Raw genomic sequence first — 26,127 nt, 5'->3', positions numbered from 1 at the left:
AACATAACAGTTGCTGTGTAAAGATACGTAAACCAGCGCAAACTCTGTTAATAATGTGACGAGTTTCCGCAAATTAGCGGGCTGTATTCGCTAAGCGCTTTTTGCGAAACCAAAGCCTGCTTACGCTAAACAATTTTGCCGGGGGATATTCCCATCACTCGTTTAAAGGCGCGCGAAAAGGCGGCTTCAGAGTTGTAGCCCAGCTCTTCAGCTAACACCATTAAAGGGATGCGTTGCTGCTTTAAGCGTTGGTGAGCTAAGTTCATTCGCCATTCAGTCAGGTAGTTTTTAACGCTGTTGCCAATAAGCTGGGTAAAGCGAGCAGAAAAACCAGAGCGTGACATGCCACACTCTTGCGCTAATGAATTTACTGTCCAATTTCGTTCTGGCTGGTGGTGAATGGCGCGTAAGGCAATGCCTATGTGTTTGTCGCGTAGCGCGCCTAACCAACCTTCGCTGGCTTGGGGGGATTGCTCAATCCAATGGCGAATGAGCTGAATCACTAGTATGTCGGCCAGGTGAGTAATAATGGTTTCTCCACCTGGCCTTAGCTGCTCAGCTTCAGACGAAATAAGCGCCAAGCTGTTACTTAACCAATCTTGGTGTCCCAGCTCGGTGTGTTGCAATACCAGTACTGGCGGTAGCTGCTGAATAAGCCGCTGGGCAGCCAGTAAATCAAAGCCTAGTACACCACAGGTTACTTCGGTCAGTTCGCCCGTTTGGTTAATTTTAAGTACTTCGTAACGCTCACTTATCCGTTCCACGCCAGCATCAAACAGCGGCGTGGGCGTAAGTTGTGGATCGCTGCTTAAGCTATGGCCTTTGGCATGGGGCACCAATACTAAAGTCCCTTGCTTAAGTCGCTGAGGTGCTAGGCCCTCTATGCTCAACCAGCATTGGCCTTTGGTTACGATATGAATCATTAATTTACCCGGCAGAATAGGCATGTCGAGTGACCAGTCGCCACGCACCGTTGAGCGGCAATAAAGGCTGCCATCTACGCGTAGTTGGTGCAGAGTCTCGCCCAAAGGATCGTTGGCTTGTGGAAACACCGGTGTGTTAACCCTGGTTGCTGATGGCATAGAGATTACGGCTATTTAGGACGAATAGTTAAAAATTGTAGATGTATAAGCATTAAGTATCCAGTTTTAACACGCGATACTAAGCCCGTGGATGAGCCACTACTTACTTATCTTTAACTAGGAGCACCCAAATGACTTCACACACAACTTTGATTGTTGGCGTAAACGGTAAAACTGGTCGACGCGTAAATAGTTTATTAACAGAGGCAGGGCGCCTTACCCGTGGGGTATCTCGCTCTACGTCTCCCTCTTTTGATTGGTTAAACCCTAGCACTTGGCAAGCCGCTATGCAGGGCTGTGATTCAGCGTATGTATGTTACCAACCCGATTTAGCAGTACCCGCTGCACAAGCGGCGATTGCTGAGTTTATTGAGCATGCAAAACAAGCCGGCATTCAACATGTTGTTTTGCTCTCGGGGCGCGGGGAAGATGGCGCGGTTGCTGCCGAGCGACAGTTAATTAAAAGCGGCTTAAGCTGGAATGTAGTGCGCGCTAGCTGGTTTTCGCAAAACTTTAGCGAAGGCTTTTTAATTGAGTCGGTAAACAGTGGCCAAGTGGCGCTACCACGCGCAGATGTACTAGAGCCTTTTGTTGATGTAGACGACATTGCTGAAGTGGCGGTAGCGTGTTTAACCCAACCGGCATTACGCAATCAACTGTTTGAGGTAACAGGGCCCGAGCTGCTGAGTCTACGAGAATGTGTGGCAATGATCGCTAATGCCAAACAGCGCCCCATTGAGTTTGTTGAACTCAGCGTAGAGCAGTTTGTGGGTGCTTTAAAACAACAGCAATTCCCAGACGATATGCTGTGGTTAATGAATGAGTTATTTAGCGAAGTAATGGATGGCCGAAATAGCCATTTGTGTCACGGGGTCGAGCAAGCGCTTGGGCGACCCGCTAAATCATTCGCAGACTATGTAAGCGCAACAGCAGCGCAAGATATGTGGTCATAATTAGTGCCAGCCAGTGGGGAGCAATGTGCCGTTTGCTATCGTTCCTCACTGACTTACCTAGGTGAAGGTTTGAGCTTAGCGCGAAGAGCAGGCGCAAAGGCTTGGTATTCAAGACGTTGATAACTGGGTTAATAAACATAGGACAACTATGCTCAATACATGAAAAGCTTTCTCTTTAGATTACGCGCTGGCTTATTGCTTACTTGCCCTATAGCGATTGCCTTCGCGTTTCCCTTTGTTATGCCGCTGATTCACTTTAGCGAGTTTTATGGTCATGGCAGTAATGCCGCGGCTTACAATATTCAACTGAACAATGGTGAGTCTTTAAGTGATTATCAAGGGCGCTTCACTTATTTGTTTTTAGGCTTTCAGGGCTGCAGCCAAGCTTGTCCTCGGCAACTTCTCAACTTAGCCGCACTGGCTAATTCAAATCAGCTCAAACAGGCACAGTTTCTTTACGTAGACCTAGTAGCAGGTTCGGCGTCCAATGTCGTGGCCGAGCATTCTTTAGACAATGTGCTGTTTCGTCAGGTGGCTAATTTTCAGCAGGCCACAGAAGTGTCTCAGCAATTTCCTGGGTATGTTGCAAGCAACTTCGATGCTCAAATTGTCGATCATTCGGCTTATCTGTATTTGCTCGATCCTCGTGGTGAGGTAAGCCTAGTTTATACCCAAGTGAATCTTGAAATAGACAAAGTAATACAGGATTTCAAACAATTACAACAAGGTGAAATACTATGAACGCAAACCCTGCGCAATTAGCAGATAAGCAAGTGCTGTATATCTTATTGGCTCACCTTCCGGTAGTGGGACTATTAGTGCCGATTGGTTTTGCCAGCCATAGTTTTGCCTTAACTATGTCGATGCTAATATCGATTATTGCGTTACTTAATTACGCGTATTTGCGCGGCAGTCGAGTGTCTTCATGCATTAACGCGATGCTGTTAATGGTGTATTCCATGGTGATGATTCAAGCCCAGCTTGGCCGATTGGAGATGCATTTTCATATTTTTGCCGCCCTTGCATTTGTGCTTATTTATAAAGATTGGTTACCGGTAATTGCTGCCGCGGGCATAATCGCCGTGCACCATCTCGTTTTTACTTATATGCAGTTGAGTGGCGTAACAGTGGCAGATGTTCCATTGATGATTTATGCCACTGGCTGCTCTTGGGGAACCGCTATTGAGCATGCGGCCTTTGTGGTATTTGAAAGCGGGGTATTGGTGTTTTACGCGATTAATATGGCCAAAGATGCCAAGGTGTCCAATTCAATCATTGTGGCGGTAGATAAGCTGGCCGCCAACAAAGATTTAACGGCGACTATCGACAGCAACAAAGAGCACCCCACGGTTATCGCTTTTAATACCTTAATTAGCGAATTCAACGCCTTATTTAGCGACTTAAAACAATCGATTGTGGACATTAATGATTTGGTGAGTGGGCTAAATCAACAAAGTGCTGAGACTAAAAACGTTGTATTACAGCAAATGGAGCAGAGTGATTCGGTAGCCAGTGCATCGGTAGAATTATCTCAAGCTGCACGAAATGTATCTGATAACGCAGAGCATGCCGCAGGCGCTGCTGAATCGGTAGAGACACAGATTAAGTCTGGTTCGCAGCAAGTGGGCGAGTCGGTGGAGGCCACTCAAACCCTGAATAAACTGCTGAGTGAGTCTGAGGTATATACCAGACAGCTGAACGATAACGTTCAAGGGATTAATGCAGTGATTGAGGTGATTAAAGCCATCTCAGAGCAAACTAACTTATTGGCCTTGAACGCTGCCATTGAAGCCGCTCGAGCCGGAGAATTAGGCAGGGGCTTTGCCGTAGTGGCCGATGAGGTGCGGGCGCTGGCTGCACGTACGCAAAAGTCTACTGGAGAGGTGAATCAAATAATCGACACGCTACAAACGAATGCTTCACAAGTGGTTGATTCAATGCAAAAAGGCTTAGTGTATTCCGACGAATCCAAAGCCAAGATAGAAACCGGTGGCAGTACTTTATCGTTAATTAATCGAAGCGTGAGTGACATGCGCGATGTGAATGCACAAATTGCTAGCAGTACTTCAGAGCAAACTGACGCATGTGATCAAATTGAACGAAGCATTAATGAGATTAGAGATAAGAATGAAACGCTGATGGGGCAAAGCCAGTTGTTAGCTGAAACGGCCTGCACAGTTGCTAATACTCTGGCATCGTTAGAGCAGCGTGTTGCTGTGTATCAAACTCAGGTGTAATTTATTGCTAAACGGCAAAGTATAGGCCTTTGCCGTTTATTATCGCTACTCAGTTAACGGAATTAACTGCGCTTGCTGCTGTTCAGGAATACTGTTTAGCATGGCAATAGTAAGCGATTCTTTGTTTTCTTTTTCGCTTTCTGTTAGCTCGGCAATGGCATTTTCTGGCAACTTGTACATGGCACCTGTTGCTGGATCTACGATTAACATGCCGATTAAGCCGCCAAACAAAATGTTACCAAAATACCAACCGTCTACACTGCTTTTAAGCTCGATAATTTGTTCTTCATAACCTTCTTTATTAAATACTAGCTGGTAGGTTTCGCCTTTAAAAAAACCAGCAGAAGCCTTTAACGTAAGGGTTTCTGGTGTTTGTCCATTCTGAACTGTTACTCCGGCTCTGTTTTTAATAGAGAAGCTGGCTTGGCTGGGAGTAGAATCAATAGCCACTAAATACTTACTGTCACTAACGATACTTGAGCAGCCTGACGCTAATAGAATAGAAAGGGCTATAACACTTTTCTTAAGCATGGATATTTTTCGTCCTTGATGTTTAAAGGTAAAACTTAGCAACACTAAGCAAGCCAAATAGAGAGCACTTAGCCGCCGCTACGTTTGGGTATATAGTAGTAAATTGGTTTAACGATTTATCTTTTGGTTGGCCAATTTGATGTTAGGGTGAGGATTTTAGTGTTTTTATACTATAAATCTATATAAGTTTACGCTGTATCGTGTAATTGTGAGCTGAGCCAATGTTAATGTCTGTGACATTAAGTTGATGTAAACAAAAGGGAAAAACTATGTATCAAGGAAGTTGTTTGTGTGGGGCTATTCAAGTTGAAATATCGGGAGGTATCAATTCAATTATTCATTGCCATTGTTCTTTATGTAGAAAAAACAGTGGCACTGCATTTGCTACCAATGGCTTTGTGGCGACCAAAGGATTCAAAGTGTTAAAAGGGGTTGAAGATTTTGGTCACTATCAAACCTCTCCGGGGAAGGTGAGGCATTTTTGCAAAGTATGCGCATCACCTATTCATAGTTCTAACCAAGCGGATCCTAGTCGCTTAAGAATACGCTTAGGCATGCTTGATTCGGCGATAGTTGAGCGGCCAATATCACACAACTTTGTTAGCTCTAAAGCGAATTGGGAAGACTTAGATGCAGACCTCATTCGTAACGATGCGTACGAGGACTCGCGCTCTTAAGTAAGATGAGAAGTAGTGACTAATTAGCGCCATCGTCGAGCAGTTTAAGTAACTCGTTCACCAACCAAGTAGTGAGTTTACTGTCTGGGCTATCGCAGCGTTTTACTATGCCAATTTCAAACTTCATATTTGCTAATAATGAATCACAATGCACCACTTGAATGGCATCTTTTATCCAATCATTTTGCGCAATATGCTTGGGTACAAAGGCCCAGCCTTGGTTTTTGGCCACCAACTCACTAATTAAATAGTAGCTGTCGATATACCAATGGCTGGGGCTAATAGGAACAGAGCTACCCAGACCAGCACGGTTACACTGCACTAGCTGCCGATACTGTTGTAGGTCCTGATAACGCAGTGACTCTAGCTCAACGAAAGGGTGCTGTTTACCCACAATTAGCGCTAATTCAAAATAGCCTAACGAGCCAAACATCACGTTGTCTGGCAAGGCTTTTTGACTCAGCATTAAGCCAATATCTAGTTGTCTATTTTCTATCGCCGCCGAGATGTCGTCTTGGGTACCGTTGGTTACCGTTAACTGTAGGTAAGGAAATTGCTCGCCTAAACGCATAAACATCGAATGAATAGCTTCAATAGGAATCGCTTCATCAATCGCGATTTTTAAAGCTATTGGCTCTTTATTGGCGGCGGTTAAAGCGCGCGACTGTAATCGACGACATTGTTCTAATACCTGTTGAGCCTCAGGCAGCATTTGTTGACCAAGGGCGGTAAGAACCGGCAGCTTGGCACTGCGATCGTAAAGCTCGAAACCTAAATCGGCTTCTAAATTAGCAATGGCGCTGCTAATTCGTGACTGTGCTTTACCTAGTTTGCGAGCAGCAGCCGAAAATGAGCCTAATTGTGCTGCACTTACAAAGGCTTGTAGCTGATCAATGCTCCAATTCATGCTTACTCACTTCAGTTACCTATCCGTTATTCGGATAGAAACTAACTCTTATGTATCTTTAAATCAACTATAATGCTCGGTCTTAACCTTGAGTGAGTGGCATGCAGCAGTCTATTTCTATCCCTAACGAGCAATCGGTAAGTGCCAACTTTTGGCGCTTTGCTATTCCGTCTGTAGTGGCGATGTTAGTGAGTGGCTTGTATCAAGTTATCGACGGTATTTTTGTAGGGCATTATGTGGGCGCGCAAGGGCTTGCAGGCATTAATATGTCTATTCCCGTTATGGCGCTAGTTACTGGTGTGGGCCTAATGATTGGCATGGGCGGCGGCAGTATGTTGTCAATGTATCGAGGAGAGAACAACTGCCGAGCCTGCCAGAATAGTTTAGCTTCAGCCTTGTTGCTGGTGGTGCTATTGGGATTGCTAATTAGCATAGTTCTGCAATTTGGTGACTCTCGCTTAATTGCTCTGCAAGGCGCAGAGGGCGAAGCGCAAAACATGGCGCAGCAATATTTGGGCATTATGTCGGCCGGGGCGTTAGTGTCTATCGCGGCAAGTGCTTTGCCATTGCTGGTTCGAAATGACGACAAACCCAATTTGGCCACCTTGTTTATTGTGCTAGGCGCTTTACTGAACATTGGGTTGGATTACTTGTTTCTCGCGCATTTTTCTATGGGCTTACGCGGCGCAGCTATTGCAACCTTAATTGCTCAGTCGGTCACTAGCTTATATTGCGTGCATTACTTTTTCTCAGCTCAAGCTAATACGCCATTAAAAGGCAGCCGGTTTGAATGGGCTAGTGCATCACGCATTTTACAGCTGGGGTCTTCTAGCTTAATGATGTTTGTGTACTTTGGCTTTGTGATGGCCTTGCACAATAAATTGTTTATGAGCTATGCCTCGGCCACCGATGTAGCGGCTTTTGCCATAGTGGGTTACCTAGGCAGTGTGTATTACTTCTTTGCCGAAGGCGTCGCCAGTGGTTTGCAGCCGCCAGTAAGTTATTACTTAGGGGCAAAACAAATCAATAAAATTGCTCAAACCGTTACCTTAGCATTTTCGGTGACAGTGGGCTCTGGTATTGCCATTGTGGTGCTTCTTAACCTCTTTCCAGAATGGTTTATTGCGGTTTTTTCTAGTGGCGATGAAGCCTTAATGCAAGCCAGTAAAGCCGGTGTGCGTTTGCACTTAGCTGGCATCTTTTTAGATGGCTTTTTGTTTATCAGCGCTGTCTACTTTATGGCAGTGGGCGAGGCGAAAAAAGCGCTATTTGTATCGGCGGGAAACATGCTAATACAGCTTCCATTTTTATGGCTATTGCCACAGTTTATTGGCGTTACAGGCATTTGGATTTCGGTGCCTTTGTCTAATTTAGTGCTTAGCGCAGTGGTATTGCCGATGTTGTATTTTAATCTGCGCGATCTGCAGCAAAGGGCTGAGCCAGCGCCGAGTTTGGTCTGTTTAAATTCGTAAATCACAAGAGCTTAGGTCAAAGCGCTTGGACAGTAAGCACTTTAAACACCCAACAAACACAGAATTAACGTTTTAATTTAAAAAGGAATAGCAGTAAATGACAGGGAAAAGTCTTGCCAAATATGAACAAGAATTGAAATGGTTGGCGCTTGCCTTAGGTATTGTAAGTACCGTGGCCGCTGTGCAGGATTGGTATCCACTCACTATTTTTGTCAGCCTGCCTTTTTGTTTAATTTGGATTTATTGTGCGTGGTTGCATAGCGAACGTCAGCTTAAATACATTAACATCATCTTCTCTATTGTTTATGTCTACGGCATTGTGCGTTATTTTTTAGTGGGCTAACTCGCATCCTGCTGGCTACTGGTGTAGCGTAGGCACATCTTTTGAGTTGTATACGCTACCCGCTGAGTAAATATGGATATTAAACAGTACATTGATTATTTCGACGACATTTCAGACTTAGCGCGCGAGCAGCAATTTACTTTGCTGGAGCAAGCACTAGAGAGCATTAACGCCCGCTTTTCGTTTCCAATTTTTATGGTAATTCGCTACTTGGTGCGTATTGGGTTTATCGCCGTATTATGCGGTGGAACATACCTTTTGTTTGGCTATTCAAGCTGGTTATTGCTTGTGTCTATTGTTGTGGCCTTGCTAGGTGCTAGGCTGCTTATAACAGAAATTACCGATTCACTTATCGCGAAAGCCCTTAAAAACATAGTCAGTAAGAATTAGTATCTTAATGCTGCTATTCTTTACTTTTCTCACCGTTACTAGTTAGCACAAACTGTTGATTATTCTGATTTATATCAGGTGCTTAGCCTGCTTATTTTAGTAGTCTTTTGAGACTTTTGTAGCCTCAAGGAATAGAGCAATGAGCAAGTGTGGGCAATGTCGCCAATTTACCCGAACTCCCGACAACCAAAAAGATTTGTGTGGCGCATGGGAACAACCAACAATGGCAGACCGCCAAGCTTGTGATTTTTTTGCACCTAAAGCCGCAGCGCGAAATTCCGCGTCGTTAACTTCCGAAAATCGCGAATAATTGTGGGTAATGGGTGTGTTCAGTAAGCTAGGTTCTACGTACTTTTAAGCTTGGCGCCAACCTCGTTATTATTGGGATATCTCCATCTTTTTGCCACATTTTCTCCAATAGCTGCATAACCTGTTGGGCTATTTCAGGCACCGGCTGAGCAATTGAGCTTAGCTGGTAACCTTGCCAAGAAGCTGGTGGTACATCGTCACAACCTACCACACGCAGCATTTCTGGAATCGCCACTTTACTTACTTCACGGCAACTGTCGATTAAGCCCATTGCCAGCGCATCTGAAGCGCAGAAAATACCTTCTAATTCCCGTAGAGTGTCTATAGAGCGTACGCCTAACTCAAAACCTGCGCTGTAGCCATAGCGCCCGGCATCTAAACGAATTGGTGGCGTTGCACCTCGTTGGCTGAGGATTTCGCAAAAGCCTTGGTAACGTTCAATCGAGGCTTGACCATCGCTACGTCCAGCCACAAAACCAAGTTTGTTTAAGCCTTGAGTTAATAAGTGCTGGGCAGCTAATCGACCAGCCTCTACGTTGTCGGTTTGTACCGAAGGAATAAGACCGCGTTGGTCGGCTCGGCCCAGTGTAATTAAGGGCAAGGAGAGCTTTTGGCATTGTGCAAAGCTTTCGGCTGGTAGGGAGCCCATTACCGCAATAACGGCGTCTACTTGGTAGCCTGACAGACGTAAAATTGCGGCGTCTAGGTCTTCTGCTTGTTTCACATTTAATAGCATGGGTTGCTTGCCATTAAGCTGCAAAGTAGTGGAAAGCTCCTCAAATAGAAACGATTGAAAAGGGTTGGAGAAATCACTTATCAAAATCGCAACTAAATGGGAGCGTGAACGGGTTGCTGGGGTGCTTAAGGTACGGGCCAAAAAGTTAGGCTGGTAACCTAATTCTTTGGCTGCGGCCAAAATCTTTTCCCGCTTAGCTGGATTGATGCTGGCCCCTTCGGTAAAAGCGCGTGATACCGCAGAACGTGATAGGCCTAAATGGGCGGCAACATCAGATGCGGTCACTTTTTTATTTAACTGATTGATGAGCTTGCTCCTTGTGATTGTCGATACTTAGTAAGTCGCTAATCGCAGCATCTTTAGGCCAGGCCCAAACAGGGCCATGCAGCTGTTCAATAAGATGAGGAGCGGTGCTTAGATTGGCTTCTTGGCAGATAATTTGGGCAGCCATGGCATCCCAGATATTTACTTCCCCCATGTAGCAGGCATCTAACTCGCCAGTGGCAACTTGAGTTAAGCCCCAAGCAGCTGAACCATTAACCCTTACTTGGTGGCCTGCATCAATTAGTACTTGGCTATGCGCCATATATTGCTGGGGAATGCCTGGTTGATAGTTAAGATTTAAACCCACCACTAACTGTTCTTTGGCCGCTGCCCGCGGCTTTAGTGCCTTAGCTTTTCCATCCACTATTTCAAATGCACCTTTGCCACGCACTGCGTAAAGTAGTCGCTGCAGGGCAGGGGCGACAATAATGCCTAAAGCAGGCCCTTGTTCATCGGCGAAGGCTAGGCTAACTACGAAGTCGGCTTGGCCATAAAGAAAGTTGGTCGTGCCGTCGATGGGGTCAACCACCCAACAAGGGGGCTGGTAGCGGCCACCATTTTCTTCACCTAAAAATTGATGCTGGGGAAAAGCGTTAAGCAAGGCTTGGCGAAGGTAGCTTTCTACCTCTTGATCAGCTTGGCTTACCCAATCTTGGTGGCCTTTGCTGGTTATAAGTAATGCGTCGCGTCGCTTAAACCAATCTATAGCTAATTCACCGGCGTGTTTTGCGATGGGTAAGGCGCTGGCTAATATTCGGTCTAGTGAGTTAGGCGACATGGCTAGTTCCTTGGTTTGTTGGATGCTCGATGCTGCATAACACTGTTCCCTCTTCGGCCAAACGGATGTTTGCGGTTGTTTGGACTAATTTGGCTAACCTAGCTCGTACGCTTGGGTCTATGTGATAAAGCCGCCACAGGCTATTTGCTTTACAAGGTAAGCCTTTAATATCTTGCCAAGAGCCATGGCTAGAGTGGTGTTCTAAGGTTTCACATTCCAAAAATACCCAGTCTGATTGAGCCGCTAGTTGTTCGCCTTGCTCTGATAACAGGCCATCGCCAGAATAAAACAAGCGGTGTTGGTCGGTATTACTTAGTTGCAAACTCAAATTGCTGACTGCGTGGCGAGTCGCGGCAGTTTTTATGCTCCAAGGACCAATGGTTGATGTGGTTGCGCTGTCTTGCCAAATAACTTGAAAACCCAACTGCGTTTGCGGCCAATAAGCAAATTCAATTAAAGGTTTTAGCACTGCCCATTGGGTTTGCTGGGCAATGATGTAAATGGGCTTTTTACGGCCTTGGGCATCCATCCAATTTATTAAGCTGGTTAAGCCCAAGCAGTGATCTGGGTGACTATGGGTTACATACACCGCGTCAATTTGCTCTGGCGTTATCTGCTTGGCAAATAGTGCCTTGGGTACCGACGGTCCACAGTCTATTAGCAAACTAAAACAGTCTTGTTTGAGTAACAAACTAGCATTGGTATGCTGGCCGTCGTAAGCGTCTCCACAGCCAATCACTTCGGCACTAAACTTATGCGGCATTAGATACCTCTAGTGCGTTAATACGTTGCTCATTGTGATCAAAAAAATGTAGTGTTGAATCGCTCAGTTTTAGCGGCAGCTGTTGGCCACAGTTATAGAGTTCGCTGCTTTCCACTACAAACTGGCTACCTGCTAGCTCGCCGTAATAAAGCCGAGCGTGGCCTAATGGTTCAACTACCGAAATTGTCATATGGCAATCGGGGTGCAGTTTATCAACAGTTACTTGGTTTGGCCTTAAACCTACCGATTGAGTATTACTAGGCAAGCTAATGTGATTAAGCAGCGAGCTAAACGCATCTTGTGGAATAAAGTTCATCACCGGTGAGCCAATAAAGGCTGCGACAAACTTATTGGCCGGTTGGTTATAGAGTGTTTCTGGTGCGCCAATTTGAGCAATCTCACCTTGGTTAAGCACCACTATTTTATCGGCGAGAGTCATCGCCTCTACTTGATCGTGAGTAACATAAATCATGGTGGTTTTTAGTTGCTGATGCAGCTGCTTTAAGTAAACCCGCATTTCGCTGCGAAGTTTTGCATCTAGGTTAGACAAGGGTTCATCAAACAAAAACAAAGCTGGCTCACGCACAATGGCGCGACCAATTGCCACCCGCTGGCGTTGTCCACCAGATAATGCCCCCGGCAAGCGTTTTAGCAGCGGGGTTAGTTGCAGTTTTTCAGCGGTTTCGTTTACCAACTGCTTGGTTTTACTTTTGCTTACGCCAGCCATACGCAATGGAAAAGCCATGTTTTTTTCTACCGACAAATGTGGATAAAGTGCATAGGATTGAAACACCATGGCCACTTCTCTGGCGGATGGATGCACGCCATTTAGGGTTTTGCCATTAAGGGCAATGCTGCCTTTGGTGATCGATTCTAAGCCTGCAATCATGCGCAGCAGGGTAGATTTTCCGCAGCCCGAGGGCCCAACAAACACCATAAATTCACCATCATTAATGCTTAAGTTTATCTCTGGGATAACTGTGTGGCCGTTATAGGCTTTAGCAACTTGTTTTATTTCTAGAGTTTTCATTTGTAGATGTCCTATTTCAATCCCATGGAAAAACCACGTAACAAATAGCGCTGCATGTAACCTGCTAGTGCCAACATGGGTAACGACGACACAATGCCTATGGCCATTAGCTCTCCCCAAGCGGTGCCGTCTTCGGTCATAAAGTTTGAGATAAATAAAGGGATGGTGAATTTGTCGGGGGTATGAATAAACAGTAACGAGAAGAGAAACTCGTTCCAGCCTAAAATCATGGCAAAAATAGCCGTAGCAACCAATCCGGGTGCGCATAGTGGAAATACTACAAAGGCTAAACGTTTGAGCAAGTGAGCTCCGTCCATTGCGGCTGCTTCTTCAATTTCTAGAGGAATATCGCGAATAAAGCTCAGCAACATCCAAATACAAAATGGCAGGGTATAAACCTGATAAGCCAATACCAAACCTAACTGACTGTTTAGTAGCCCAAGGGTATTCATTAAAGAGTAAAGCGGCACTGCAACTACAATTGGTGGCATCATTTTTACTACTAACACCGCCAGCAAAAATAGGTTGTCTAGCTTTGCTGGGAATCGATAACGTACTAGCGCGTAGGCTGCAAAAAAGGCAATGCACAGCGACACCATGGTGGCAGAAAGCGCAATGAATACTGTATTGGCCACCAGTATTGGCAGCTCTCCATTTAGCAGCGCTTGAAAAGAAGCAAGACTGATTTGCTGTGGAATTAAGTTAGCTCCAGCATGGAAGATCTCGCCAGGCGATTTAAAGGCAGTGCTAAACATCCAAACAATGGGCAGAATAAATAAAGCTACCGCAGACCAAACAAAAAAACGGTGTAAATAGCGGCTCATTGTTTGCCTCCCTTCATTACTCGGCGGGCGTAAAACAAGGTCATTAATAACGAGATGGCTAGCATGACTAATGCTGCCGCACTGGCCATACCTAAGTTAAAGAAACGAAAACCATATTTATAAACAAACATTGAAAGGGTTTCGGTGGCGTTGCCTGGGCCTCCTCCCGTCATGACATAAACTTTATCGAAGAGCTTGAAAGCGTCGATAGAGCGTAATAAAAACGCCAACATTAGCTGCTTTTGAATCAGTGGCAGTGTGATAAAGGTAAAGGCACGCCAGCCTTTAGCACCATCTACCATCGCTGCTTCGCCAATGTCTTTGGGGATAGATTGCAAGCCTGCCAATATGATTAAAAAGGCCATGGGGGTCCATTGCCAGGTGTCTACTAGCGCAATGGCGTACAGCGCTAAATCGGGGTTAAATAACCATTCTTGGGCTGGCAAGCCAATGGCTACAAGTGCACTGTTTAAAAGACCAAAATCGTAGTGATACCAGGAACGCCAGATTGATGAACATACCAGCGTAGAAATCATCATCGGGTAAATGATAATGGGCAGAGCAAAGCGGCGGCCAGAGAACTTTTGGTTAAATAGCAGCGCCAGCCATAAACCAAGTAGTACCTGAGCAGAAGAGGCTACAAGTGTAAAAACTAAGGTGTTTTTCATGGCGGCGATGAAAAAGAAATCTTCAAACAATTCTACAAAGTTAGCTAAGCCAACAAACTGATATTGTTTGCTTAGATAATCTACGCTGCCAAAGGCGTTAATCATTACCGAGCCAATAGGGTAAACAGCCAACAGCCCCAGTATTGTTAGGGATGGCAATAACAGTGCGGTCAGCTGTTTACGATTCTCAAATAACATTCAATCACTCCAACTTGGCTCTACTAAGGTAGAGCCAAACATCATGGATGGGTTTTACACTTTAATGACACGGCTAATGCGGCGTTGAGCTTGCTCTAAAGCTTGCTCTGGCGTCATTTGGCCTAACATGGTCATTTGTAAAAAGTCACCAAGGATGCTTTCTACTTCTGCCCAGTTATGAATACGTGGGCGAGCCTTGCCGGTAGTTAGCGCTTTAGCTTGTTGCGGGTACCAACGGTACTTGCTTACAACCTCAGCATCGTTGTAGATACTCTCGCGTGTAGGAGGGATGCCATAATCTAGCGCCAAGGTTTTTTGAATTGCTGGGCTGGTGGCAAATTTTAAGAACGCTGCCGCTTCGGTTTTGTTGTTGGCGTCAGCTGGGATCGCTAGTTGCCAAATTCCTAACATAGGAGCCGGCGCACCTACTTCTGCTGGTGGGGCCATAATTTCCATATCACCCACCACATTAGACATTTCTGGGTTATCTAAATTAGGCACCCATGCTGGCCATACTTCAATTGCCATGGCGGCGCTGCCTTTTTGTAGCGAGTCGCGCACCTCATCGGCGTTGTATACGTCAACCCCACGTGGTGCATATTGTTTCATGGCTAAAAAGGCAGTTAGAGCTTGTTTGGCTTCAGGAGTATTCAAGCTGGCTTGGCCGTTAGCGTCTACTACATCGGCGCCGTATCCCCATAAAATAGGTAAAAAGCCAGTTACAATTGGGTTGCCTTTGACCCCTCTAAATACAATGCCGTTAGTATCTTTGGCGCTGTTGGCGTTTATTTTTTTTGCTGCGGCTAATACTTCTGACCACGAGCTTGGTTTTTCAATGTTGTTGGCATCAAATACCGCTTTGTTCCAGGCAAACATAGCGACATTGCCTACCATAGGCATTGCGTACGCTGCGCTGTTTGCGTTAGGGTAGCGGCCAATATCAAAGGGCGCTTGAATAAAGTCTTTATCTTCAACTTCTTTAGGTAGAGCGGTAAGCCAATTGTTTGATAAGAACTCTGGAGCCCAGGTATCGTCCATCAAAATCACATCGTAGTTGCCGGTTTTTTCGCGCATCGACAAACTAATGCTCTCGTATAAACCTTTGCTTGGGCGCTTAACCAGTTTGATATTGGTGCTAGGGTGGGCTTTTTGATATTCATCCACAATGTGTTGCATGGCCTGCCCATAACTACTATCGCGACCGGCAATAACTAATTCTGTAGCGGCACTGCAAAAGGTGGCACTGGCTAGGGCTGTTGCCACAAGTAAGCGTTGAAACATGCTGTATTCCTCGTCCTTTGAAAATAAATAGTGTGATTGCACGCGCGTTCATTTTTCGCTATCCAAATTAATCAGCGAAAATGTCAATTGCATGACAGCAATGTGAAACTTATGGTCTGGCTTGGTTTTGCTAGATAAAATCATGAGGAAATGTTGAGGGCCATGAGCCTTGCTATATCTTATTTTCTGGGCGGTGCACGCTGTTTTTATATACTTGGTAAGAAAAACATCATCGATTGGTAAAGAAAGTTTCGGTTAGCCTTCACCGAACAGTCATGATCTGAGAGGTAATTTAGTGTTCCTTTTTTGAACGCGAGTGCAAGGATGAACACATGATTAAATCTATTACTGGTTTAGCGCTTTTGCTGAGCAGCTCTTGGGTATTAGCAGCGGTGCCCTCAGTGACGCCAATCGATCCCAATCGAGATCGCTTTAATGATATTTACTACATGCAACAGCACAATACTCAAGACTACAGCAACCAGTTAACTGATTGGTTGAACTACGGTTTTGGCGCGGTAGAGCTGGATGTCATCGATCGAGGGCAGTGGGAAAACGAGGCTCTAGGCCCTTATGTTTCTCACTCTAGTAGCCCAGGTAAACGCAATTGTTCTGGCGGCAGTAATACCCGCCTAGGTGATTGTTTTAACGATATAAAGCAATGGATTGATAGAAATAACCCAAACTTTCCGGTAGTTGTTTTAGTGGACATGAAGGTGAGCTGGGATCCTGCCAACGCCTGGAACCATGACGAAGTAGCATTGTTAGATGAATGGATGTCTAACCATCTTGGATCTTACCAATATAGCTTTTCTAATTATTTACAAAACTACCTAGTGCCTAAGGCTAGGCAAGCTAATTCTAGTCTTGCTAATTCGCCTGCCAAAAATGTTAGAGCATTAAGCAAAGCCTATGGGTGGCCACTCATTAAAGATATGCGTGGCAAAATTGTAGTGGTGTTAACTGGCGGAAAAATTGGCAGCAAAAATCAAAACTTTCGCTCTGGCTGGGATTGGTTGTGGAATAATCGCGGCGTTTACCCTGCAAGTTTTATGTGCCCTGAAGGCAGCACCGTTGACCATGTAAAAGTAGGTGGTAGCTTGAGCGGAATTTCTCGTGATGATTCGCAACGTTTTATTTGTAACAACATGGCTCAAACCAAGCATTACCAAGAGGTCGCTAACGAGGTAGCAAATAACAAACAAATGATGCATTTGTGGGGCACCTCGCCAGCCGCACCCGATAGTTTTGAATACAACTACGCCGCAGTGGCGCATGGAGTTCAGTTTATCAATCGAGAGAAAAATACTCCGCAGCAGCACACAACTTGGAACAATAGCATTCCTCTAGTGGGTGTTAGACGATCAACTCCTGGTTTTTTTCAGCTTTATAATGCTCAGTCACAACGCTGTTTAGCGGTTAAAGACGGAAGTTATCGCAAAGGTGCAGCCTTGGTGAACGAAACCTGCCGTAACACCGCTAGCCAGCAGTTTGTTTATACGGCCGAGTCACAGTTACGGCCTAAAGGAAATGCCAGTTACTGCGTAGACGTTGACGGCGGACGTGCAAGAAATGGCGCCAAGTTACACTTGTGGACTTGTGATGGTGGCGACAGCGAGCGTTGGTTACTTAAACAAAATGGCAGCTTTACCAACAAACATAGTAGCAATGGCGGCAACAGTGGCAATGGCTTTTGCATGGATACCAACAACGGTGGTTTACTCACCCAATATCATCTTTATTCGTGTAATAGCTACAATGCCAATACACGGTTTGAGTTACGCCCAGTAAGCCGTTGGCAAACCACTCACTAGTGGTATTTGCTTAGCAAGTTAAAAGGCAGCCGTGTTGGATTAAAGGCTGCCATAGCCAATTAGGATAGGCAGTTGTTAAGTAAGTGACTACTCTGCGTGTTAGCTTGTGGCATTTATTGAGGGGCTAGCGCTGGCATTGTCTACAATGACGCACTTTTTACGTATTTCAGGTAGTTAACATGAGCGACAACAACGCTAAACCTGCTTTGCCAGATCATCTTGCGGGCAACCCTCGCAGCCCTTTCCATGTTGCCGAGTGTTTCGAGCACGACATTGGCATTAAACTTAATGGCAAAGAGCGCACCGACGTTGAAGAATACTGTATTAGCGAAGGGTGGGTAAAAATCCCTTCACCTAAAGCTAAAGACCGTGTTGGCCAGCCAATGCTCATTAAACTTAAAGGCGAAGTGGAAGCGTTTTACAAGTAGGCCCGCTACCACAAATAGGTAAGCCATAGTGCTGTTAAGCCATAACGCCTTAACAGTACTATGGCTTTTTTATTGGCTAAAGCAGCCGATAAAGATTAAAAGTGATAATCTGCATTTTATTAGCTTGTTCCGAATAAGGATAAGCTCTTAGATGAAAAAATTGTCCTCCAAATTGCAGCGATATATTCAAAGAGAACTTAGTGCAACTATTTGAAACACCAAGGTTGGTAGTAAGGCCATTATCTTATCAAGACCTTACGGCTTTAGCTGAAATACTACGTGACCCAGAAGTTATGAAGTATTCAGTTCGCGGAGTCTGTGATGAAGACGCTACGCGAGACTTTATAGGCTGGTGTTTAAAATGCTACTCATCTCATAGGCTTGGCCCATGGGCTTTGGTTGAGAAAATATCAGATAAGTTTATAGGCTTTTGTGGAGTTTCACCTGAGATAGTCAGCGGCGTTGAGGAGATCAACTTAGGCTACCGTTTAGCACGTTCATATTGGCATCACGGCTTTGCAACAGAAGCGGTTAAAGGTGTAATAGAATATGTTTTCGAGCAAGAAAGGCGTGAATCCGTAGTTGTTCTTATCGAACCAGAACATGCTGGGTCAATTAGGGTGGCAGAAAAGGCTGGATTCGTTGAATACAGTCTTCAGCAATTTCATAAGCGACAAGTGCGCTTGTATCGAATGACTCGTCAACACTGGAAATTGCGCAATTGATTGTCGTGGCGAACGGTGTCGCGAATTTTTATCTGTTGTCTATTAAGCGATGTGATTTGTTAAACAAGAATTGGTTGAATACAAAATGATGAAAAAGTACATCTTATTAACTTTGTTGAGTTTTTCGTTTGCCATTGGAGCTGCGGATGAACCTCTTGATTGTGAGAATGCTATTTCTACCTTCGACACTAATCAGTGTGCTGCTATTGAGTTGGAAGCGGCAGATGCAAAGTTAAGCCAGTATTTGCAAGCTAGCTTTAAGCACAATGCTTATGATCCTGAGTTGATCATTGCTATTAAGGCAGCTCAAACGGATTGGAAAGCTTATATGTCTTCTCATTGTGACTCTATTTATACACAATGGCGAGAAGGGTCGATTCGAGGTGTTATGGCTATCTCTTGTAAAACGGCCTTAACTAAGCAGCGAACTCACGATATTTGGTCAAACTTTTTAACTTATATGGACAGTACGCCCCCAGTTTTACCCGAGCCTAAATAAGCTGCAGCTTTTCACATTTATCTCAATCAGTTAACGCAAGCACCACCTTCACCTTCACCTCTACCCCGACCCCGACCCCGACCCCAATAGTGCCTCTGGCTTAAATGTTCTGTTGACCTAGGTAGAGTGTTTATTCTACCATCGCAGGTAGAATGAACACTCTACTTGAGAACATCAATGCTTGAACAACAAATTGCCGAACAACTTGAGCGGGCATTTAGTGACTATGGGTTTACCGAGCCTAGTGTGGCTAAGTTGCAAAAAGCCTCTGGGGTAAGCTTGCGAACCTTATACCGTTATTACCCTTCTAAAGAATCGATGGTAATTGGCGCTTTGCAGCATAGACATGCTCGTTATATTGAGCTGCTTTCAGCTGAGCAAACAAACTCGCGAAAAGACAATCTGTTAGCAATATTTAGGCAACTAGAACAGTGGATGCAAACACAAGCACCCAGCGGGTGCATGTCGATGAGCGCATTGGCAGCATACCCCGATAACACCTTAATTAGCGAAGCAGTAAAGCAACATAAGCAAGATTTGTTAGCCCTGTTTGAAACGTGCTGTGGCGATGAAGCGCTAGCCATGCAGATCTTTTTGCTGCACGAGGGCGTAAGCGCTGCTTGGCCGGTAATTGGTGCTCCCAGCTTTGAAGCTGCTCAACTCACTTTAGAACAACTTTTAGGTAATTCGTAATGACAACTCTTCCAAAAGTAATGTGTGCCGTGCATATGACCGGTCACGGAGATACCGATAAACTGAGCTATCGCAGCGATGTAGCAATGCCAATTATTGGCGCGCGTGATGTATTAATTAAAGTAGCGGCCGCCGGGGTAAACAATACCGACATTAATACCCGTATTGGTTGGTATTCGAAAAGTGACAAGGCCGAGGACGCCTCTTGGTCGAGTGAGGCTTTGCAGTTTCCGCGTATTCAAGGTGCCGATGTTTGTGGTTACATTGTGGCGGTAGGTGAGCAGGTTGATCCGAGTAGGGTAGGAGAGCGGGTACTTATTGAGCCTTGTTTAACGGAAGTGAATGGCAAAGCGCTAGAGCAAGCTTGGTATTTTGGTTCGGAGTGTGATGGCGGCTTTGCCGAATACACTAAAGTAGCGGCTAGCCATGCCTACAAAATAACCAGCAAATATAGTGATGCAGAGCTGGCGTCGTTTCCTTGCTCTTACTCTACCGCAGAAAACTTACTGACCCGCGCTAAGGTGAAACAGGGTGATAAGGTATTAATTACTGGTGCTTCCGGCGGTGTTGGTTCGGCGGCCATTCAATTGGCTAAAGCACGTGGTGCGTATGTGCTTGCGCTGACTAGCCCAAGCAAGCAGCAAATGATTGAAGAGCTTGGTGTTGATGAAGTGGTACTGCGCAGCGACAAGCTTAGCGATGTGATGTCCGCAAACAGTGTTGACGTAGTCATTGACCTAGTTGCGGGTAGTTTATTTCCTCAGTTGCTTGAGGTTTTAAGGCCAAAAGGCCGTTACGCGGTATCGGGCGCGATTGGCGGAGCCATGGTGGAATTAGACGTTCGCACCTTGTACTTAAAAGACTTAAGTTTCTTTGGTTGTACCGTGATAGAGCCGGAGGTTTTTGGTAATTTGATTGCTCACATCGAGCGCGAAGATATCGCGCCGCTAGTTGCGCATACTTACCCATTAAAAGAGATAGTGGCTGCGCAAACCACCTTCTTAGAGAAAAAATTCTTAGGTAAAATTGTGCTAACGATGTAGCTAGCTACGCGCTATACATTTTGTTTGTCTATTAAGTAAAGCACTTAATCAAAAAGCCCCGAAGTAAAGTTGCTTCGGGGCTTTCGGATCTGCAGAGCGTTACTAGCTTTTGAGTTAATGAGTTAAAGGCTTAAGTGCAAAATGGGGAAAGGTTTTCCCATGTCATCAAGCGGGGAGCGAGAGACAAGCTTAAATCCCATATGTTGATAGAAACCTACCGCAGCTGGGTTTTGTTCATTCACATCTACTTTAGTGCAGTTTAAGGTGTCGATAGCATATTGCAGCAGCAGTTTACCAATGCCTTGCTCACGAGCAGAATTGGCAATAAACAGCATTTCAATTTTTTCATCGGCAGCGCCAACAAAGCCAATAATAGCACCCTTGGCATCTTTAACGCAGCGTAGGGCTACAGCAGGAAAGGCCTGCTCAAGGATGATAGGTTTAAAAAACTCAATGTCATCTTCTGTAATGAAGTCGTGGGTTACTCTCACAGAGTCTTCCCAAAGACTAAGCATTTCAGCGTAATCTTCAGCAAGCACATTTTCTACAATCATTATCTTGCTCAATATTTTTAATCAATTCGAACGGCCAAATAAACCGTATTTTTACCCGCCAATATTAGCAAATAAATGGCTGTGAGTGATAAGTATCGGGTTGGGGCATGGCTGATTGATTAGGAGGCTATTTGCTTTACCTAGTGTTAACAAATCTAATGCGGATATGTCGTAAACCATTTTTATCACTAACGCTTTTTAATATAGGTATTCCGTTATTTTACAAGCGAAGCCTTTGTTGATCCGCGTCAATTCATTTACTGCACCGCTCTCATTCACACTAGGGCAACTATAAAACAAAAGCTAAAACCAAGGTCAAAAGACCCAAGCACCCGTGGAGCGAGTGATGATAAATATCCCACAAGTAAAATTAGGTATTGTTGCGGTAAGCCGTGACTGTTTCCCTCTTTCATTGTCTGAGCAACGCCGTAAAGCGGTGGCTGCAGCCTGTATAGAAAAAGATATTGAAGTGGTTGAGCTACAAACCATTATCGAAAATGAAAACGATGTAGTGAAGGCGCTGGCCGAAGCGAAGCAAGCTGGCATTAACTCTTTGGCTATTTACTTAGGTAACTTTGGCCCAGAAGGACCACTAAGCATTATGGCGCAGCGATTTGCTGGCCCAACTATGTTTGTCGCTGCCGCCGAAGAAGCCACCGCTGGCCTTAAAGATGCGCGCGGCGATGCTTATTGTGGGGTGCTTAACGCCTCTTACAGTGCGGGGTTGCGCAACTTGGCCGTACATATTCCAGAGTACCCAGTAGGCACGCCTACTGAAGTTGCCAGCATGATTGGTGATTTTGTGCCGGTAGCTCGCACCATACTGGGTTTGCAAGGCTTGAAGATTTTCTCGTTTGGCCCACGACCACAAGATTTTGTGGCTTGTAACGCGCCAATTAAAGCTTTGTTTGATCTTGGCGTAGAGATCATGGAAAACAGTGAGCTTGATTTGCTGGATATCTATCAAGCTGCCGAAGGCCATGCCGACATTCCTAAAATTGTTGCCGAGATGGAAGCGGAACTTGGTGATAACAACCCATACCCAGATTTGTTACCTAAGCTTGCTCAGTATGAAGCTGCCTTGCTAGATTTTCATGCGGCTAATATGGGCGCGTCTACCTTTGGTGTGTTTGCCAATAAGTGTTGGCCGTCGTTTGAGAAGTTCTTTGGTTTTGTGCCATGTTACGTAAATGCACGTTTAGCGCAGCGCGGTATTCCGGTTGCTTGTGAAGTGGATATTTATGGTGCGCTGTCTGAGTACATGATCACCTGTGCCACTAATCACCCTGCTACCTTGTTAGACATTAACAACACTGTGCCACAAGATATGGTTGACGCTAGTGCAGCGGTAATGGGTAACTATACGGCGAAAGACCTATTCATGGGCTTCCACTGTGGTAACACCGCGCCAAGCTGCATGAAAAACTCGCAACTTCGTTTCCAAAAAATTATGCATAGCTTGATGGAGCCGGGCAAAGAGCCTGATATCACTCGTGGCACCTTGGAAGGACAAATTAAACCGGGTGAAATAACCCTATTTCGTTTGCAATCCACCGCTGATACTAAGTTACGTGCCTACGTTGCGCAGGGTGATATTCTCGATATCGACCCGCAATCGTTTGGTGCAATTGCTGCCTTTGGCATTCCTGAGATGCAACGTTTTTACCGCCATGTATTGGTTGAGAAACGCTATCCGCACCACGCTGGTATTGCTTTTGGCCATGTAGCTAAAACGCTGTACCAAGTGCTTAACTTATTGGGCGTGTCTGACATCGATTACAACCAGCCTGCTCAAGAGCGTTTTCCAAACGAAATCCCAAGTGTGTTTTTATAAACGCCTAAATAGGTAAAATTGCAGTCTTGAAAGCCGACCTTAGTCGGCTTTTTTGTTTGACTTATCTAACTTAAATGAGCAGATATTAAACTGTAGAATACATCTAAATTTGCTTATAGTTAGCTTGTCCATTTGGTTCGGCGTAGGGATAAACTAATGAGCAAGCTAAGTAATCGTATAAGTTTTTTATGGCTTTTTGGGGGTGTACTTGCAGCAATGCTTTTTACTCGTGAGCTTAATGCGAAGCCGACTCAACACGCCAGCCAAGATTACAACTTACAAGTAGAGGCTCTCACTCAACTGCCTGGTGTGCCTTGGGGTATGGCTTGGCTTAATGCCGATACATTGGTTATTACTTTGCGCCATGGTGAGTTAGTAAGTGTTAACCTTACTCAAGCTAAACAAGGGAAGAAAGCCTGGAAGAGCATTGCTGGTTTACCGGCAATTTGGGCGCAGGGTCAAGGTGGATTGTTAGATGTTGTACGTGGACCCGATGGAAGCTTCTATTTTACCTACAGCAAGCCACTCAATGGCAGCGGCGTAACAACCCTAGCTAAAGCGCAAATTAAGCAAAATGAATTTGGCCAAGTGATGATGAGTAACTGGCGAGATGTGCTCGTTACCAACTCTGCAGGTTCTACTAATCGCCATTACGGCAGTCGAATTGCGTTCGATGAATCTTATCTGTATTTCTCTGTTGGAGATAGAGGAGAGCGTGATAATGGCCAGAATACCGCTAACCATGCGGCCAGCATTATTCGACTAAATCTTGATGGTAGCCTACCAAGCAACAACCCTTTTGTAGCTAATAGAAAAGTAGCCGACGCTATATATAGTTACGGTCACCGCAATCCTCAAGGTCTCGCTTATGATACAAAGCACCAGCGCCTATGGGCCATAGAGCACGGCCCACGTGGTGGTGATGAGCTTAATTTAATTGAAGCAGGCGCTAACTATGGTTGGCCGATTACCTCTCATGGTAAGGAATACTGGGGGCCGTTAAAGGTTGGCGAAGCAGAAATAAAAGAAGGAATAAACTCACCCTTAAAAGTGTATGTTCCCTCTATTGCGCCTGGTTCATTAATGCTTTACTTCGGCGCTGCTTTTCCGGCCTGGCAAGGTGACTTATTAAGCGGAGCATTAAAGCTACAGCACATTAACCGCATCATTATGGATGAAAACGGTATGCCCGTTGGTGAAGAACGTTTACTTGAAGACTTGAATGAACGGGTGCGCGCACTACTTAGCGATAGCCAAGGAAACATCTATTTTAGTGGTGATAGCGGCAATATCTACAGGCTTAGCCCATTGGCCGTGCCTTAAATCTGTTTTTCAACATAGAGCCTTTGTGTAGTCTAAGCCATAGTATCGACAGATATTTTGGCTACTAGCTGAGCCTTGCCATGCAGTGTTAACCAACAGAGTATTGAAGATTAGCCTAGCGGGTTCGACCGCAACTAATAACTCTTCAGTGGCTCGTGCCAATATCTCAAAATCTTGAGGGTTAATCGGCTGAATACGAGAATAAGTTGATGACTTATTGCGTGAGTAGTATTGGCCAAATATACGTAAAAATGCAGAAAGCTGTTGGAATAAGTTGCGTTTTAAGTTCTCTAAATTTGAATCTTGGAAAAATGGCGGCTGGCAAACAATTTGAGAGATACTGTCGATAAATTCAGAGCTAAACTGCTTGGTTATGTAGGCATTTTCAGTAACAAATAAGCTTGCTTGTTCAGAGTTATTTCGGTTGCCACTTAAAGCATTAATTAGTTGGCTTATACATTGTTCATCATTGGCCGATAGCTGGGTTTGAGCGGTTTGGTTCAAACATGAGAGCTCAGGGTAAAATTGACTAAGTAAGGGCTTATTTTGAGTGATCTTATTTTGAATTTCTGGCCAAAAAATAATGCTGATAGATAGCTCTTGGCTAGATATAGATTCAATATAGTTTTGTATATGTGTGTCTCTATCGTGGCTTACGGCAAACACATAGTCACGATACTTTTGCTGGTCATCTTCAGGCCAAAAGCGACCATCTTTAAACTTGCTTAGTTCAGCATCAATAATTTGCTGAGTGATAATACTGCTTAACAATTTGCACTGTATTGCTGTTTTAGTTTCAGAACAAAATACATCCACCCCATCTTGCTTCTGCCCATTACGCCCATAACGCTGAAACGTTGGAAAAACAGCTGTTTGTGAACTGTTATAAACAGCTGTAACCATGTCTTCAAATTCATCGTCGCTGCGGGGAAGAGGGAGTTTACTAGCTTGAAATGTAGGCATTATTCATCACTGTGGTTACCTGAAAAATGGCAATATATCAAATTGAGCAATTACCAACATCACTCTTTACAGCAACTGTTAAGCCGCTTGGGCAAAGCTGTTTAACAGAACTTCAGCCACTGCTTTCGCGTGTTTTGCTGATGCCGAATCGTTAGTGGTGTGAGCGCCTACTATCGCGCCATCGGCTAAAATAGCTAGCTGTTTGGCAGTCTCTAAAGGTTGGGTGAGTGCTAACTCACTTAACTGTTGTTCGATAAGCTTTATCACCAAGTTTTTGTGTTCGGTGCAGGCAATATGTACCGGATTATCCGCTTGATGGTATTCGGCAGAGGCATTAATAAACATGCAGCCAAAAAAGTTATCTGAGTTAATCCAACTATCAAGAGCATCAAAAAAGGCCATGATGCGGGCAAACTGTGGCTGGCACTTTTGCTGGGGAGCAAGCTGTTCAATGCTGTTTTCTAAAAGCGCTAACAGCTGCTGATCACGCCGATATAGGCAAGCAACGATAAGATCTTCTTTCGACTTAAAATGGTTATACAAGGTTTTTTTGGCCACACCTGATTCAGCCAAAATGGTATCAATACCCGTAGCTCTAAAACCGTGTTGGTAAAACAGCCCTTGGGCGGTGTCGATAAGTAAATCGCGTTTAGTACTGGCCATAATGTTTCCTGATTGCTTCGTGATAAGTATACCGCTCTGTCTCCTGATTCGGCAAACTCTCTGGCTCACAAATTTTTCAAATTTA

At 44.9% G+C, this 26,127-nt stretch carries 29 protein-coding genes; 16 read left to right on the top strand and 13 right to left on the bottom strand.

What is annotated here, in order from left to right:
• Positions 1 to 125 precede the first annotated feature (125 nt).
• Positions 126 to 1,082: an AraC family transcriptional regulator gene (locus tag ACLD71_RS21130; RefSeq protein ID WP_411991960.1), complete on the bottom strand. Its 957-nt coding sequence runs from the start codon at positions 1,080 to 1,082 to the stop codon at positions 126 to 128.
• Between the two features lie 131 nt (positions 1,083 to 1,213).
• Here ACLD71_RS21130 and ACLD71_RS21125 point away from each other — a divergent pair, with 131 nt between their 5' ends.
• The 3 genes from ACLD71_RS21125 to ACLD71_RS21115 all read left to right on the top strand — a co-directional run bounded on the left by ACLD71_RS21125 (position 1,214) and on the right by ACLD71_RS21115 (position 4,272).
• Positions 1,214 to 2,035: an NAD(P)H-binding protein gene (locus ACLD71_RS21125; protein ID WP_411991958.1), complete on the top strand. Its 822-nt coding sequence runs from the start codon at positions 1,214 to 1,216 to the stop codon at positions 2,033 to 2,035.
• Positions 2,036 to 2,194: 159 nt separating this feature from the next.
• A complete protein-coding gene (locus tag ACLD71_RS21120) occupies positions 2,195 to 2,776 on the top strand; it encodes an SCO family protein (RefSeq protein ID WP_411991956.1) in 582 nt (193 codons plus the stop codon).
• Complete coding sequence (locus ACLD71_RS21115; protein WP_411991954.1) at positions 2,773 to 4,272, top strand: methyl-accepting chemotaxis protein; 1,500 nt, start codon at positions 2,773 to 2,775, stop codon at positions 4,270 to 4,272. Before ACLD71_RS21120 ends, ACLD71_RS21115 begins: the two co-directional genes overlap by 4 nt.
• 45 nt (positions 4,273 to 4,317) lie before the next feature.
• On the opposite strand, the gene ACLD71_RS21110 is transcribed toward ACLD71_RS21115, so the two are convergent.
• Positions 4,318 to 4,803 carry a hypothetical protein gene (locus ACLD71_RS21110; RefSeq protein WP_137671695.1) on the bottom strand — a complete coding sequence of 162 codons (486 nt, stop codon included), beginning with the start codon at positions 4,801 to 4,803 and terminating at the stop codon, positions 4,318 to 4,320.
• 269 nt (positions 4,804 to 5,072) lie between these two features.
• On the opposite strand from ACLD71_RS21110, the gene ACLD71_RS21105 reads away from it, so the two are divergent.
• Positions 5,073 to 5,480, top strand: a complete 408-nt coding sequence (locus ACLD71_RS21105; protein WP_411991952.1) for a GFA family protein — start codon at positions 5,073 to 5,075, stop codon at positions 5,478 to 5,480.
• A 19-nt stretch (positions 5,481 to 5,499) separates the two neighbouring features.
• Here the strand turns inward: ACLD71_RS21105 and ACLD71_RS21100 are convergent, their stop codons facing one another.
• Positions 5,500 to 6,387: a LysR family transcriptional regulator gene (locus ACLD71_RS21100; RefSeq protein ID WP_411991950.1), complete on the bottom strand. Its 888-nt coding sequence runs from the start codon at positions 6,385 to 6,387 to the stop codon at positions 5,500 to 5,502.
• A 101-nt stretch (positions 6,388 to 6,488) separates the two neighbouring features.
• Here ACLD71_RS21100 and ACLD71_RS21095 point away from each other — a divergent pair, with 101 nt between their 5' ends.
• From ACLD71_RS21095 to ACLD71_RS21080, 4 genes are all read left to right on the top strand, one after another.
• Positions 6,489 to 7,859, top strand: a complete 1,371-nt coding sequence (locus tag ACLD71_RS21095; RefSeq protein ID WP_411991948.1) for an MATE family efflux transporter — start codon at positions 6,489 to 6,491, stop codon at positions 7,857 to 7,859.
• 97 nt (positions 7,860 to 7,956) lie between these two features.
• Positions 7,957 to 8,202, top strand: a complete 246-nt coding sequence (locus ACLD71_RS21090) for a peptidase (protein WP_137671691.1) — start codon at positions 7,957 to 7,959, stop codon at positions 8,200 to 8,202.
• Positions 8,203 to 8,274: 72 nt separating this feature from the next.
• Entirely contained in the window at positions 8,275 to 8,592 is a 318-nt protein-coding gene (locus tag ACLD71_RS21085) for a hypothetical protein (protein ID WP_411991946.1), read from the top strand.
• Positions 8,593 to 8,731: 139 nt separating this feature from the next.
• Positions 8,732 to 8,902 carry a hypothetical protein gene (locus tag ACLD71_RS21080; RefSeq protein WP_411991944.1) on the top strand — a complete coding sequence of 57 codons (171 nt, stop codon included), beginning with the start codon at positions 8,732 to 8,734 and terminating at the stop codon, positions 8,900 to 8,902.
• 27 nt (positions 8,903 to 8,929) lie between these two features.
• Here ACLD71_RS21080 and ACLD71_RS21075 read toward each other — a convergent pair whose 3' ends face one another.
• The 7 genes from ACLD71_RS21075 to ACLD71_RS21045 are packed head-to-tail and all read right to left on the bottom strand — an operon-like array spanning position 8,930 to position 15,503.
• On the bottom strand, positions 8,930 to 9,922 hold the full coding sequence (locus ACLD71_RS21075; protein ID WP_411991942.1) for a substrate-binding domain-containing protein: 993 nt from the start codon (positions 9,920 to 9,922) through the stop codon (positions 8,930 to 8,932).
• 4 nt (positions 9,923 to 9,926) lie between these two features.
• Positions 9,927 to 10,739 carry an inositol monophosphatase family protein gene (locus ACLD71_RS21070; RefSeq protein ID WP_411991940.1) on the bottom strand — a complete coding sequence of 271 codons (813 nt, stop codon included), beginning with the start codon at positions 10,737 to 10,739 and terminating at the stop codon, positions 9,927 to 9,929.
• Positions 10,729 to 11,502, bottom strand: a complete 774-nt coding sequence (locus ACLD71_RS21065) for an MBL fold metallo-hydrolase (protein WP_137671687.1) — start codon at positions 11,500 to 11,502, stop codon at positions 10,729 to 10,731. Before ACLD71_RS21065 ends, ACLD71_RS21070 begins: the two co-directional genes overlap by 11 nt.
• Positions 11,492 to 12,532: an ABC transporter ATP-binding protein gene (locus ACLD71_RS21060; RefSeq protein WP_411991939.1), complete on the bottom strand. Its 1,041-nt coding sequence runs from the start codon at positions 12,530 to 12,532 to the stop codon at positions 11,492 to 11,494. The genes ACLD71_RS21065 and ACLD71_RS21060 overlap by 11 nt, the downstream gene beginning before the upstream one ends.
• An 11-nt stretch (positions 12,533 to 12,543) precedes the next feature.
• Positions 12,544 to 13,356 (bottom strand): carbohydrate ABC transporter permease, encoded by an 813-nt coding sequence (locus ACLD71_RS21055; RefSeq protein WP_406610798.1) that lies wholly within the window; start codon positions 13,354 to 13,356, stop codon positions 12,544 to 12,546.
• Positions 13,353 to 14,222 (bottom strand): carbohydrate ABC transporter permease, encoded by an 870-nt coding sequence (locus ACLD71_RS21050; RefSeq protein WP_152781747.1) that lies wholly within the window; start codon positions 14,220 to 14,222, stop codon positions 13,353 to 13,355. The genes ACLD71_RS21055 and ACLD71_RS21050 overlap by 4 nt, the downstream gene beginning before the upstream one ends.
• A 54-nt stretch (positions 14,223 to 14,276) precedes the next feature.
• Complete coding sequence (locus ACLD71_RS21045) at positions 14,277 to 15,503, bottom strand: extracellular solute-binding protein (RefSeq protein ID WP_411991937.1); 1,227 nt, start codon at positions 15,501 to 15,503, stop codon at positions 14,277 to 14,279.
• Positions 15,504 to 15,835: 332 nt separating this feature from the next.
• On the opposite strand from ACLD71_RS21045, the gene ACLD71_RS21040 reads away from it, so the two are divergent.
• From ACLD71_RS21040 to ACLD71_RS21015, 6 genes are all read left to right on the top strand, one after another.
• Positions 15,836 to 17,317 carry a ricin-type beta-trefoil lectin domain protein gene (locus ACLD71_RS21040; protein ID WP_411991936.1) on the top strand — a complete coding sequence of 494 codons (1,482 nt, stop codon included), beginning with the start codon at positions 15,836 to 15,838 and terminating at the stop codon, positions 17,315 to 17,317.
• Between the two features lie 179 nt (positions 17,318 to 17,496).
• Positions 17,497 to 17,745, top strand: coding sequence for a DUF3297 family protein (locus tag ACLD71_RS21035; protein ID WP_137671681.1), 249 nt, complete (start codon positions 17,497 to 17,499; stop codon positions 17,743 to 17,745).
• Positions 17,746 to 17,945: 200 nt separating this feature from the next.
• Entirely contained in the window at positions 17,946 to 18,470 is a 525-nt protein-coding gene (locus ACLD71_RS21030) for a GNAT family N-acetyltransferase (protein ID WP_137671680.1), read from the top strand.
• A gap of 85 nt (positions 18,471 to 18,555) precedes the next feature.
• Positions 18,556 to 18,969, top strand: a complete 414-nt coding sequence (locus tag ACLD71_RS21025; RefSeq protein WP_235836134.1) for a lysozyme inhibitor LprI family protein — start codon at positions 18,556 to 18,558, stop codon at positions 18,967 to 18,969.
• 177 nt (positions 18,970 to 19,146) lie between these two features.
• Complete coding sequence (locus ACLD71_RS21020) at positions 19,147 to 19,662, top strand: TetR/AcrR family transcriptional regulator (RefSeq protein WP_137671679.1); 516 nt, start codon at positions 19,147 to 19,149, stop codon at positions 19,660 to 19,662.
• On the top strand, positions 19,662 to 20,705 hold the full coding sequence (locus tag ACLD71_RS21015) for an alcohol dehydrogenase family protein (RefSeq protein ID WP_137671678.1): 1,044 nt from the start codon (positions 19,662 to 19,664) through the stop codon (positions 20,703 to 20,705). Before ACLD71_RS21020 ends, ACLD71_RS21015 begins: the two co-directional genes overlap by 1 nt.
• A gap of 122 nt (positions 20,706 to 20,827) precedes the next feature.
• Here the strand turns inward: ACLD71_RS21015 and ACLD71_RS21010 are convergent, their stop codons facing one another.
• Positions 20,828 to 21,259: a GNAT family N-acetyltransferase gene (locus ACLD71_RS21010; RefSeq protein WP_137671677.1), complete on the bottom strand. Its 432-nt coding sequence runs from the start codon at positions 21,257 to 21,259 to the stop codon at positions 20,828 to 20,830.
• 346 nt (positions 21,260 to 21,605) lie between these two features.
• On the opposite strand from ACLD71_RS21010, the gene ACLD71_RS21005 reads away from it, so the two are divergent.
• On the top strand, positions 21,606 to 23,093 hold the full coding sequence (locus ACLD71_RS21005) for an L-fucose/L-arabinose isomerase family protein (RefSeq protein ID WP_137671676.1): 1,488 nt from the start codon (positions 21,606 to 21,608) through the stop codon (positions 23,091 to 23,093).
• 156 nt (positions 23,094 to 23,249) lie between these two features.
• Positions 23,250 to 24,416: a PQQ-dependent sugar dehydrogenase gene (locus ACLD71_RS21000; RefSeq protein ID WP_235836133.1), complete on the top strand. Its 1,167-nt coding sequence runs from the start codon at positions 23,250 to 23,252 to the stop codon at positions 24,414 to 24,416.
• A gap of 9 nt (positions 24,417 to 24,425) precedes the next feature.
• Here ACLD71_RS21000 and ACLD71_RS20995 read toward each other — a convergent pair whose 3' ends face one another.
• Positions 24,426 to 25,379, bottom strand: a complete 954-nt coding sequence (locus ACLD71_RS20995; protein ID WP_137671675.1) for a hypothetical protein — start codon at positions 25,377 to 25,379, stop codon at positions 24,426 to 24,428.
• Between the two features lie 78 nt (positions 25,380 to 25,457).
• On the bottom strand, positions 25,458 to 26,042 hold the full coding sequence (locus ACLD71_RS20990) for a TetR/AcrR family transcriptional regulator (protein ID WP_411991934.1): 585 nt from the start codon (positions 26,040 to 26,042) through the stop codon (positions 25,458 to 25,460).
• Positions 26,043 to 26,127 lie beyond the last annotated feature (85 nt).

It is taken from the genome of Agarivorans sp. DSG3-1, assembly GCF_046774965.1.
GTDB lineage: Bacteria > Pseudomonadota > Gammaproteobacteria > Enterobacterales > Celerinatantimonadaceae > Agarivorans.
This window is presented reverse-complemented; position numbering and strand designations above follow the sequence as displayed.